The 10,697-nt window shown below is 71.4% G+C and carries 12 protein-coding genes; 5 read left to right on the forward strand and 7 right to left on the reverse strand.

Features of this window, described 5'->3' with window-relative positions; all coding sequences use genetic code 11:
- Positions 1–387: carboxyl transferase domain-containing protein (locus tag CCN39_RS25185; RefSeq protein WP_279629586.1), on the reverse strand; the 387-nt coding region annotated here is incomplete at its 3' end.
- Entirely contained in the window at positions 380–1,804 is a 1,425-nt protein-coding gene (locus tag CCN39_RS25190; protein ID WP_086845937.1) for an acyl-CoA synthetase, read from the reverse strand. The genes CCN39_RS25190 and CCN39_RS25185, both read right to left, overlap by 8 nt.
- A gap of 99 nt (positions 1,805–1,903) precedes the next feature.
- On the opposite strand from CCN39_RS25190, the gene tsaB reads away from it, so the two are divergent.
- The 3 genes from tsaB to tsaD are packed head-to-tail and all read left to right on the forward strand — an operon-like array spanning position 1,904 to position 4,091.
- The gene (tsaB, locus tag CCN39_RS25195; RefSeq protein ID WP_086845957.1) at positions 1,904–2,569 is read left to right on the forward strand and encodes a tRNA (adenosine(37)-N6)-threonylcarbamoyltransferase complex dimerization subunit type 1 TsaB; all 666 of its coding nucleotides are present in this window, start codon (positions 1,904–1,906) and stop codon (positions 2,567–2,569) included.
- Positions 2,566–3,045, forward strand: a complete 480-nt coding sequence (gene rimI, locus CCN39_RS25200; RefSeq protein WP_086845939.1) for a ribosomal protein S18-alanine N-acetyltransferase — start codon at positions 2,566–2,568, stop codon at positions 3,043–3,045. The genes tsaB and rimI overlap by 4 nt, the downstream gene beginning before the upstream one ends.
- Positions 3,045–4,091: a tRNA (adenosine(37)-N6)-threonylcarbamoyltransferase complex transferase subunit TsaD gene (tsaD, locus tag CCN39_RS25205; protein ID WP_086845941.1), complete on the forward strand. Its 1,047-nt coding sequence runs from the start codon at positions 3,045–3,047 to the stop codon at positions 4,089–4,091. The genes rimI and tsaD overlap by 1 nt, the downstream gene beginning before the upstream one ends.
- Before the next feature lie 146 nt (positions 4,092–4,237).
- Here tsaD and CCN39_RS25210 read toward each other — a convergent pair whose 3' ends face one another.
- The 4 genes from CCN39_RS25210 to CCN39_RS25225 form a co-directional block, all read right to left on the reverse strand.
- Positions 4,238–4,618: a pyridoxamine 5'-phosphate oxidase family protein gene (locus tag CCN39_RS25210; RefSeq protein ID WP_086845943.1), complete on the reverse strand. Its 381-nt coding sequence runs from the start codon at positions 4,616–4,618 to the stop codon at positions 4,238–4,240.
- 13 nt (positions 4,619–4,631) lie between these two features.
- A complete protein-coding gene (gene wecB / locus CCN39_RS25215; RefSeq protein WP_086845945.1) occupies positions 4,632–5,777 on the reverse strand; it encodes a non-hydrolyzing UDP-N-acetylglucosamine 2-epimerase in 1,146 nt (381 codons plus the stop codon).
- Positions 5,778–5,922: 145 nt separating this feature from the next.
- Entirely contained in the window at positions 5,923–6,102 is a 180-nt protein-coding gene (locus tag CCN39_RS25220; RefSeq protein ID WP_086845947.1) for an LAXTG motif-containing small protein, read from the reverse strand.
- Between the two features lie 11 nt (positions 6,103–6,113).
- Positions 6,114–6,878, reverse strand: coding sequence for a choice-of-anchor protein CoaP (locus CCN39_RS25225; protein ID WP_086845949.1), 765 nt, complete (start codon positions 6,876–6,878; stop codon positions 6,114–6,116).
- Between the two features lie 363 nt (positions 6,879–7,241).
- On the opposite strand from CCN39_RS25225, the gene xrtP reads away from it, so the two are divergent.
- A complete protein-coding gene (gene xrtP / locus CCN39_RS25230; RefSeq protein WP_086845951.1) occupies positions 7,242–7,751 on the forward strand; it encodes an exosortase P in 510 nt (169 codons plus the stop codon).
- Complete coding sequence (locus CCN39_RS25235) at positions 7,748–9,124, forward strand: XrtP-associated glycosyltransferase (RefSeq protein WP_086845953.1); 1,377 nt, start codon at positions 7,748–7,750, stop codon at positions 9,122–9,124. Before xrtP ends, CCN39_RS25235 begins: the two co-directional genes overlap by 4 nt.
- Before the next feature lie 21 nt (positions 9,125–9,145).
- Here CCN39_RS25235 and CCN39_RS25240 read toward each other — a convergent pair.
- On the reverse strand, positions 9,146–10,697 hold a 1,552-nt coding region (locus CCN39_RS25240), incomplete at its 5' end, for an N-acetylmuramoyl-L-alanine amidase (protein WP_086845954.1).

A 10,697-nucleotide genomic window follows, 5' to 3' on the forward strand; every position in this document is an offset into this window, starting at 1 on the left:
CCGGGCCACCCGCTGCAGCTGCATCAACGCGCGCATGCCCTGCTGCATGCGGCTGCCGCCGGTGGCGATCAGCGACACCACCGGCAGCCGCACGTCGCGGGCGTGCGCGAACGCCGCTTCGATCCGGTCGCCGGTGCGCTGCCCGAGCGAGCCGCCGAGGAACCCGAACTCGAAGGCGATCAGCACGGCTTCGACGTCGCCGATCTTCGCCGTCCCGCAGACGACCGACTCCTTCTCGCCGGTGCGTTCTTCCGCCGCGGCACGGGCGGAGCGGTAGCCCGGCCAGCCGATCGGGCCGTCGGCGGGCTCTTCGCGCAGGGGGGTGGCGAACTCGGTGAAACCGTTGGCGATGGCGCCGACGATTTCGCGCGCCGGCAGCCTAGGCACCGAGCGCCCGCTTCATGACCTTGCCCATGTCGTTGCGCGGCAACGCATCCAGGTAGTGGACCACCCGGGGGCGCTTGTGCGGCGCGAGCAGTTTCGCGACGTGGTCGGCGAGTTCTTCGGCGGCCGGTGGCTCTCCGGAGGGGACGATCCACGCGACGATCCGCTCGCCCAGGTCGTCGTCCGGCTCGCCGGTGACCGCCGCTTCGGCGACGCTGGGGTGTTCGAGCAGCGCGTTCTCGATCTCGCCCGCGCCGATCTTGTAGCCGCCGCTCTTGATCAGGTCGGTCGCCTTGCGCCCGACGATCTTGACGTACCCGTCGGTGTCGCGCGTGGCCATGTCGCCGGTGCGGAACCAGCCGCCGTCGAACGCGGCCGCGGTCGCGTCCGGCCGGTTGAGGTACTCGGTGAACAGGTTCGGGCCGCGGACCTGGATCTCGCCGACGCTCTCGACGTCGTCGACCACCTCGCCGGCGTCACCGACCAGCCGCAGCTCGACGCCCCGCAGCGGGACGCCGACCGTGCCGGGCTTGCGTTCGCCGTCGGCGCGGACGCTGGTGTTCATCAGCGTCTCGGTCATGCCGTAGCGCTCGACGACCTGCTGGCCGGTCGCCGCCGTGATCCGCTGGTGGTCGTGCACCGGCAGCGCCGCCGACCCGGAAACCAGGAGCCGGGCCCGCTTGAGCGCGTCCGCCAGGCCGCTGTCGGAGCCGACTTCGCCGGCGATCCGGTGGTACATGGTCGGGACGCCGAACATCATGGTCGCGCCGTTCGAGAGTTCCTTCGCGACGCCCTCGGTCGAGAACCGGCCGAGGTGGCGCACCGAGCCGCCGCGGCGCAGCGGGCCGAGGATGCCCAGGATCAGCCCGTGCACGTGGAACAGGGGAAGCGCGTGCACGAGGACGTCGTCGGCCGTCCAGCCCCAGGCGTCCTCCAGCGCGTCCAACGTGGTCGCGAGCGCGCGGCGGGGGAGCACGACGCCCTTCGGCGGGCCGGTGGTGCCCGAGGTGTAGACGATCAGCGCGGGGGACTCGGCGTCCGGTTCCTCCGGGATCGGCGCTTTCCCGCCGGTCAGCGGGATGTCCCGGCGGGGGAGACCGGACAGGCCGGACGGCAGTTCCACGCCGGGTTCGGCCAGGACGAGCGCCGGTTCGCAGTCGGCGAGGATGTGGGCGAGCTCGCGTTCGCCGATCTTCGGGTTCAGCGGCACCGCCGGCACGCCGGCGAGCAGCGCGGCGACGACCGCGACGCTCGTGTGCACGGTCGGCGTCGCCCACACCGCGACCCGGCCGGGCGGCAGCTCGCGGGCGAGACCCCCGGCGACGGCGGCGAGGTCGTCGTAGGTCAGGGCGTGGTCGCCGAAGCGCAGAGCTTCCTTGGCGGCACCGGCGACGAGCGTGGGGAACAAGGGGTCGGGCACCGCGGGGACCTCCCAGTGTCGGACTCCATCCGCACGTTACCGTGCCGATCCGTCCCCTGCAGCAAGCGGCCGAAGGCGCTGGTCGTAGGCTGGGACACCGTGTTGGTACTGGCGATCGATACCTCGACCCCGGCGGTGACCGCGGGCGTCGTCGCGCTGGACGGCGGCTTGGTCGAGACGCGTGGTGACCGCGTCACGGTCGACCCCCGCGCCCACGGAGAGCTGATCACCCCGCACGCGCTGGCCGCCGCCGAAGCCGCGGGCGTGACCCTCAAGGACCTCGACGCGATCGTCGCCGGCGTCGGCCCCGGGCCGTTCACCGGCCTGCGCGCCGGGATGGCCACCGCCGCCGCGCTCGGCCACGCCCTCGGCATCCCGGTGTACCCGGTCTGCAGCCTCGACGCGCTGGCCGCCGACGTCCCGCCGGGGGACAACGCTTTCCTCGTGCTGACCGACGCCCGGCGCCGCGAGGTCTACTGGGCCGCCTACGACGCGGAGGGGCGCCGCACCGACGGCCCGCACGTCCAGCGCCCCGCCGACGTCGAGACCGACGTCGAGGTGGCGGCCGGCGACGGCGCCCTGCTGTACGCCGACGCGCTCGGCGTCCGGCCGGTGGAGCCGCGCTTCCCGTCGCCCGCCGGGCTGGTGAAGGTCGCTCGGAGTGCGCTGCTGGCGATGGAACCGCCGGCGCCGCTGACGCCGCTGTACCTGCGGCGTCCCGACGCCGTCGAGCCCGCCGCCCCGAAACGGGTGACCGCTCCGTGAGACTCGAACCCCTGCGCCGCATGGACATCGCCCGGTGCGTGGAGATCGAGAAGATCCTGTTCCCCGGCGACGACCCGTGGAGCGCCCGCGCCTTCCATTCCGAGCTGGACGCGGGCAATTTCTACCTCGCCGCGCGCCCGGACGAGGGCGACGAGCTGCTCGGCTACGCCGGGCTGGCCGTCGTCGGGCGCCGCCGCGGCGAGTACGAGGCGACCGTGCACACCATCGGCGTCGCGCCCGAACACCAGGGCCAGGGCATCGGCAAGGCGCTGCTGCAGGCCTTGCTGGTGCGGGCCGACGAGTTCGAGGCGCCGGTCTTCCTCGAGGTCCGCACGGACAACACAACCGCGCTCGCCCTGTACGAGCGCCACGGCTTCGAACGGCTCGGCATCCGGAAGCGCTACTACCAGCCTTCCGGCGCCGACGCGTACACGATGGTCCGCCCGGCGCGGACGCGAGACGGGGTGGCGGGCTGATGGCACGCATCATCATGGGTATCGAGAGCTCGTGCGACGAGACCGGCGTCGGCTTGGTCCGCCTGCACGACGACGGCACGGTGGAGCTGCTGGCGGACGAGGTGGCTTCGAGTGTGGAGCAGCACGCCCGCTTCGGCGGCGTGGTGCCCGAGGTCGCCAGCCGCGCGCACCTCGAAGCGATGGTGCCCACCACCTCGCGGGCGTTCGCGACAGCCGGCCTTGCGATGTCCGATGTGGACGCGATCGCGGTGACCGCCGGGCCCGGCCTGGCGGGGGCGCTGCTGGTCGGCGTCTCGGCGGCGAAGGCCTACGCGACGGCGCTGGACGTGCCGCTGTACGGCGTCAACCACCTGGCCGGGCACATCGCGGTGGACACGCTGCAGCACGGGCCGTTGCCGACGCCGTGCCTGGCGCTGCTGGTTTCGGGCGGGCACACGCAGCTGCTGCGCGTCGACGACATCGCGTCGTCGATCACCGAGCTCGGGTCCACAGTGGACGACGCGGCCGGGGAGGCGTACGACAAGGTGGCTCGGGTGCTGGGCCTTCCGTACCCGGGCGGCCCGCCGATCGACAACGCGGCGAAGAAGGGCAACCCCTCGGCGATCGCGTTCCCGCGGGGGATGACGGGGCCGCGCGATGCTGCGTTCGACTTTTCCTTCTCCGGTTTGAAGACTGCGGTGGCGCGTTGGGTCGAGGGTGCGGCGCGGCGTGGCGAGGAGATCCCGGTGGACGACGTCGCGGCGTCGTTCCAGGAGGCTGTCGCGGATGTGCTGACCGCCAAAGCGATCCGTGCGGCGAAGGAGCAGGGGATCGACACGATGGTGATTTCCGGTGGGGTGGCGGCGAATTCGCGGTTGAAGGAGCTGGCGGCGGAGCGTTGTGCGGCGGCGGGGATCGAGCTGCGGGTTCCTCGGCCGCGGCTGTGCACGGACAACGGGGCGATGATCGCGGCTCTGGGTGCGCATGTTGTTGCGGCGAAGCGGCCGACTGCGCCCTTGGAGTTCAGTGCCAACCCGGCTTTGCCGGTGAATGTGGTGTCGTTGTAGCGGCGTCCATTTCCCGCCACCCCGAAGCCTGATTGTGACTACGGCCGGCGGCACCGCGTCAAGGCGGGAAAGCGTGCCTTGACCCGGTGCCGCCGGCCGTGTTCTGGCTTCGGATCGGGGTTGCGGGGGTGTGGGTGTCGTTCCAGCTACTGGGCGCTTCCCCTCAGCAGCCATCGGGTGACCGGGACTTCCAGGAGGACCCGGGGGCCGAACGGCCGGACTTCTTTCCCGGCGTCCCAGCCCTCGTACTTGGCGGCTAGCGCGGTGAGGATGTCTTCCCGGAGGGCCCCGCGGTGTACTTGCGCCCGCCCTTCGGCGACGATCGGGTGGTCGCCGTTCTCGAGGGCGAGGCTCACCCGGGGGTCGTTCAGGATGTTGCGGACCTTGGTGTTCCGCTCGCCGCTGCCGATCCAGAAGGTGTCGCCGACGTGGACGAACCATACCGGGGTGAGGTGGGGCGAGCCGTCCGGGCGCAGCGTGCACAGCCAGACATTGCGGTCCTTCTCCAGCCGGTCGGCGATCTCCATGCCTAGACCCTGATCAGGAAGCCGCGGCCGGGGCCACCGAACGCACGCCCAGCAGTTCCTCGATCGCCGCGACCGTCAAGGCCGCCGCATTTCCTTCTCCGTAGGGGTTTCCGACCTGGGCCGGGCGCAGTTCTCCGCTCAGCAGCCTGGCCGCCGTGTCCGCTATTCGCTCGGTGTCCGTTCCCGCCAGCCAGGCGCAGCCCGCCTCCACCGCCTCCGCGCGCTCGGTCACGTCCCGCAGCACCACCACCGGGGTGCCGAACGTCGGGGCCTCCTCCTGGATGCCGCCCGAATCCGTCAGCACCAGGGAGGCCAGCCGCAGCGCCCGGACCAGGTCCGGGTACTCCAGCGGGTCCGTCACCGTCACCCGGGGCAGGCCCGCCAGTGCCGCCTCCACCTGGGCGCGGACCTGGGGGTTCGGGTGCGCCGGGAACAGGACCTGGACGTCCGGGTGCTCGGCCACGATCAGCTGCACCGCCGCCAGCGTGCGCTCCAGGGGCTCGCCCCAGGACTCGCGGCGGTGGGACGTCACCAGCACCAGCCGCTCGCCGGCCTCCGCGAGCTCCATCTCCAGCAACGCCAGTGCCGTGTCGCGGGCCGGCAGGTCGCGGGCCGCGATCTCCAGGACCGCGTCGACCACCGTGTTGCCGGTGACCGCGATCTGTTGCCGCGCAACGCCTTCCGAGCGCAACGCCGCCGCCGTGCCGAGGGTCGGGGCCAGGTGCAGGGCCGCGATGCGGGACACCATCTGCCGCGCGCCCTCCTCCGGGAACGGGGCCGCGAGGTCGTGCGTGCGCAGCCCGGCTTCCAGGTGGACCACCGGGATGCCCAGCCAGAACGCCGCCAGCGCGCCGGCCAGCGTCGTCGTCGTGTCGCCCTGGACGACCAGTGCGGCCGGGGCGTGGCGGCGCAGCACGTCGTCGAGTGCGGGCAGCAGGCCCGCCATCAGCTCGGCCTGGCCGCCCGTCACCCGGGGCGGCACGTCGAGCCACACGTCCACGCCCAGCCCGAACGGCTCCAGGGCCTGCTCGACCATGCCCGGGTGCTGGCCGCTGTGGACCACCACCGGGCGCAGCACCGGGTGCGCCGCCAGCGCCAGGGCCGGCGGCGCGAGCTTGACGGCTTCCGGCCGCGTCCCGGCCAGCAACATCACGTCCACCCCGTGTCGCCCCTTCTCCACATCGACCAGTGTCCAGCAACTTTCCACCCCCGGCGCCCGAGCGGGCCGGGGAGTGTCCGGGCTGTGTCATTTCCGGCTATGGGGGCCGCCGGCGTGCGAGGGGCACACGCCGGCGGCCGCTTTCTCAATCCCGCGCCTGGGAGAGACGGCGGTTGCGGCGGCGGACGGCGATCAGCGCGATGGTCCCGAGCAGGACCAGGAGCACGCCGACGGCCAGCCACCATCCGATGTCGGCGCCGGTGGCGGCGAGGGTGCCGACCCCGCCTCCGGCCACGCCGACTCCGGCGCCCGGCATCTTGTACATCCGGACCTCGCTCAGGCCTGCGCGCGGCGGCGGAAGATGCGGGTGCCGACCGGTACCGCGACGGCGCCGAGCAGGCCGAGCCCGATCCAGAGCCCGGCGCCGGACGCCAGCGGCATCGGCGGCGCGGCCGGGCCGCAGGTCGCCGACGACACGATCACGTCACCCGAGCCGAGCGCCTTGAGCCCCTCGCCGAGCAGCTTCACGTGGACGGCGTTCACCGTGAGGCTGCCGTCTTTGTTCTTGACCTGCTCGTTCAGGGTGATCGTCGCGACGTTGAGCGCGCCGAGACCGACCTTGATCTGCGTGTTCGCGGCCGGGGCCGCGTCGACCGCGCCGACGCTGCCGAGGTTCGCGCCGACCAGTTTCGTGCTGCCTTCGACGCCCTTCTGCGTCGCGGTGCAGACGGCCTCGACCAGCTTGATGCCGACGTTGCCGAGGGCCGCCTTCAGCAGCGGCAGCGCGACGTCGGCGGTGCTCGCCTTCGCCGTCACCGCACCGGAATTCTCGTCACGCTCGGCTTCGGTGTTGATCGCACCGGCGGTGAGGATGCCGGTGAGGTCGACCTTCGCCAGGCTGCTGCTGGTCGGGCCCGCGGTGTTCGCGGCCGCGAACGGGCCCGCCTTCACCGCGTTCTGGCCGAGCAGCTTGACGTCGACCTTGACGCCGTACGCGGACCCGTCGCCGGGGGCCGCCGAAGCGGGGGCCGCGCCGGCGAGCACGACGCTCGCCACGACCGCGGCGAGCAGGCCGCCACGGCGCACGAGGGAGCTCTTCATCAAGTGTTCCTCCGAATTCGCTGGATTTATCCGGGGTTTGCGTGACGGCGGCGCGGATCGAACTCGCTTGCCTCGACTCGGCACGCGGATCGACTATCGCGAAGACCGGGCCGAATAGCACAGGAAATTTCCCGAATCACCGGATCGGGTAAGGCTCGGTGCCGTTTCCGCTGGTCGTTTTCGACATCACTCGATCGGCGTAACAAGTTCGGCGAAGGTCCAGCCGATTGGGGCGGCATTTCCACCCCTCCGAGTGGAAATGCGCGGCACGCATGTCCTACGCTCGCCCGGGGTCCGCAGCTTGGGCGGGAAATCGACACCGAGAGGAACGTTGTGGCGGTAGCGAGCGCTCCAAACTCAGGAATGACACGGTTTCCGCTGGTCGCGGCGCTGAGTGCGCTGGCCGCCGCGGGGGTCGTGGTGGTGCTGGCCGAGCGGTTCTACCGCGAACTGGAAGTGCGGCTCGCCGGCGCGATCCTCGATCTGTTCACTACATCGGGTGTCTATGTCGCCCCCGATCGGGAGTCCGTTTACTTTGGGTTGACGAGCGCTACTCCGTTCGGGTTGAGAATGACGCCGGAATGTTCTTCGGCGTTCCTTTTGCTCCCGCTGCTCGTTGTGACGATGGTCATGATGTACTTCCGGCCGTCGAATGCGCGGCGGCTCTTCTTTTCGCTCGGCATTTCGGCACTCGTCGTCGTGCTGGTGAACCAGCTCCGCATTCTGACGATCGTCGGGCTCGTGCACCGGTTCGGCACCGACGAGGGCTACTACTGGGGCCACACGCTGCTCGGTTCGATGGTGAGCGTGTTCGGCGGGGCCGTCTCGATCGTCCTGTTCGTCTGGCTGGCCACCCGGAAGAAGAAGGCATGAGCGGCAAGGTCCTGCTGGCCATCACGCAGGCGTTCGCGCTGACCATGAGCGTGGCGTTCCTCGTCTACGTCGTGGTGATCGTGGTGCCGTACCTGCGCCGCAAGCCCGGCCCGGTCGGCGACCCGGCGGACTTCACCTGGCACTTCTTCGTTCCGTGCCGCGACGAGCAGACCGTCATCCGCGAGACCATCCGCTATCTGCGGACCACGTTCCGCCGGGCGCACGTCTGGGTCGTCGACGACGACTCGGAGGACCGCACCGCCCGCGTGGTCCGGATGCTGTGGCGGCGCCACGGCGGCTACGACCCGTACCTGCACCTGGTGCCGCGCGTGCGGCCCGAAGCCCGCACCGGCAAGGGCGACGCGCTCAACGCGGCCTACCGCGCCCTGAACGACTGGATGGGCCCGGACGCGAGCCGCGACGACGTCGTCGTGGTGGTCGTCGACGCCGACGGCCGCCCGGCGCCGAACTGCCTGGAGGTCTGCGCGGCACCGCACCTCTTCGGCGATCCGGAGGTCGGCGCGGTCCAGCTCGACGTCCGGATGGGCAACGCCGGAACGCCGCCGCCGTCGCGCAACCCGGTCGGCCGCTGGTTCGGCCTCAAGCTCGCGCAGCTGCAGGACCTCGAGTTCCGCACGGCGATCGCGGCGATCCAGACGTCCCGCGGGTTCACCGGCACGATCTCCATGGGCGGCAACGGCCAGTTCACCCGTCTCACCGCGCTGGACTCGATCGCGGGCGAAGCCGAAGAGCCGTGGCGCGGCTCGCTGCTGGAGGACTTCGAACTCGGCGTCCACCTGCTCACGGCGGGCTGGCGCACCGGGTTCACCCCGGATTCCCATGTGTCGCAAGAAGGTCTGTACAGCCTGCGCCGGTTCCTCGTGCAGCGCACGCGGTGGGGCCAGGGCACGATGCAGTGCGCCCGGTACCTCCGGCGGATCTGGGATTCCCCGCACGTCAGCACGCTCGGCGCGGCGGAGATGATGTACTACCTGGCCCAGCCGTGGCTGCAGCTGCTGGGCTCGCTGCTGTACCCGATCCCGTTCGTGCTGCTGGTGATCGGCACGGCGGGCGACCCGGCGCAGATGTGGACGTGGTTCACCGGCGGCGCCTGGATCCTGTTCGCCATCTACGGCTCGTTCGGGCTGCTGCCGTTCCTCGTCTGGGGCCCGATCTACCAGCTGAAGTGCTTGCGCAGCAAGAACGTCCTGCGCGGGCTGGGGATGGGCTTCGCGTACGCCGCGTACATCTACACGTTCTACGTGACGTCGTGGCGCGCGCTGTTCCGGCTCGTCCGCGGGCGCAACGGCTGGGCGAAGACGCGCCGCAACACCGAGCAGGCGGCCGGGGTGAAGGTCGCGCTCGACGCGTGAGCGCGACCTCCACCCGGTGGCTCAGAACGCCGGGACGATCCGGACGTCGTCGGCCTTGACGAAGGCGATCCGGTGCCCGAACTGGATCTGGACGTACTTGAGCTTGCCCTTCACCACCACGTGGTTCGCCGGGTCGAAGGTGGTCGCCCAGTAGTACTCGGAGCCGACCGTCCCGCCCGAGGAGTACTTCTGGCCGGCGGAGAGCGGGTACGGCAGCGGCGTGATGGCCTGCACGGTCACGCCCGCCGGGTAGGCCTCCGGCTCGGGGTAGGCGCGGCCGTACACCGGCACCGTCGCGAGGCCGGGCTTCGGCGTCACGACCCAGCCGATCGCGGGCTTCGCGACCCGGGCGTTGCGCGGGTTGTGGAACCAGCCCTTCTGCCCGAGGTACCAGATCGCCGTCCAGTCACCGCGGACCTCGGCGACGGCGTACCGCTGCCCGGTCGCGACCCGGCTGCCGACGTCGGCGACGTCCATGGTCGACGCCGTCCCCTTCGGGTGCAGGCCGATGTCGACCAGCAGCGGCGAGGACTCGCTCGGCTCCGAGTGCAGCACGACGGCTTCCGAGCCGCGCAGCGGGCAGGGCGTGCCGCTGCCGGACTTGTCGCAGCCGGTGAACGCAGGCTGGTTCTTCGCGAAGTCCGGGTCGATGGTGACCAGCGACGAGCCGGGCAGGCCGAACCCGCCGAGCGGCGCGCCCATCAGGTCGAAGTAGTGCGACCAGTCCCAGTAGGGGCCCGGGTCCCAGTGCATGCCCGCGATCGTCGCCGGCGTCGTGCCCGGCACGTTGTCGTGGCCGATGATGTGCGCGCGGTCGAGCGGGATGCCGTACTTGCGCGCAAGGTAGCCGACGAGCTTCGCGCTCGTGCGGTACATCGCCTCGGTGTACCAGGTGCCCTTCGCGGCGAAGCCCTCGTGCTCGATGCCGATCGACTTCGCGTTGACGTACCAGTTCCCGGCGTGCCAGGCGACGTCCTTGGTCGGCACGTGCTGCGCGATCAGGCCGTCGGCCGAGCGGATGCTGTAGTGCCAGCTGACGTAGGTCGGGTCCTGGACGAGGTCGAGGACGTTGGCCCAGTAGCCCTCGGTGTCATGGATGACGATGTGGTCGATCTGCTGGCTCTTCGGCCGGTCGGCGAGGTCGTGGTTGCCGTAGTCGTCCTTCGGCAGCTCCTGGTACGGCGCCGGGACGGACTCGCAGGTGACCCTGCGCGGGCACTCGACGTTCGACAGCGTCGTGCCGGCGTGCTGCGGCACGACCAGGTCCGGGGTCGCGGTCAGCGTGACCCGCTGGCCGTCGTCGGTCGTCCTGGTGGTGCCGGTCTTGATCGTGTCGAAGACTTCGTCGGCGAAGGTCTGCGCGGCGGCCTCGTCGCCGGAGCCGCTGTAGCGGGCGACCGCGTCGTACCAGTTGCCGTCGGTGTTGTACTTCGCGAGCAGGGCAGCGCCGCCTCGGATGTTCTGCGCCGGGTCGGTGCGCAGCGTTCGTGCGTCGGTTTTCAGCAGCCGAGCGGCCTCGTCGACGGTCTGCAGCGTGGGCGGCGGGGCGGCGGGGCCGCTCGGCTGCTGAAAA

This window comes from Amycolatopsis kentuckyensis (genome assembly GCF_002155975.1).
Classification (GTDB): Bacteria; Actinomycetota; Actinomycetes; order Mycobacteriales; family Pseudonocardiaceae; genus Amycolatopsis; species Amycolatopsis kentuckyensis.

Excerpts from the sequence above, each read along its gene's own strand:
- CCN39_RS25210 (WP_086845943.1), bottom strand. The coding sequence starts at position 4,618 with ATGGAGATCGCCGACCGGCTGGAGAAGGACCGCAATGTCTGGCTGTGC.
- CCN39_RS25225 (WP_086845949.1), bottom strand. The coding sequence starts at position 6,878 with ATGAAGAGCTCCCTCGTGCGCCGTGGCGGCCTGCTCGCCGCGGTCGTG.
- CCN39_RS25220 (WP_086845947.1), bottom strand. The coding sequence starts at position 6,102 with ATGTACAAGATGCCGGGCGCCGGAGTCGGCGTGGCCGGAGGCGGGGTC.
- CCN39_RS25235 (WP_086845953.1), top strand. The coding sequence starts at position 7,748 with ATGAGCGGCAAGGTCCTGCTGGCCATCACGCAGGCGTTCGCGCTGACC.
- tsaD (WP_086845941.1), top strand. The coding sequence starts at position 3,045 with ATGGCACGCATCATCATGGGTATCGAGAGCTCGTGCGACGAGACCGGC.
- xrtP (WP_086845951.1), top strand. The coding sequence starts at position 7,242 with ATGACACGGTTTCCGCTGGTCGCGGCGCTGAGTGCGCTGGCCGCCGCG.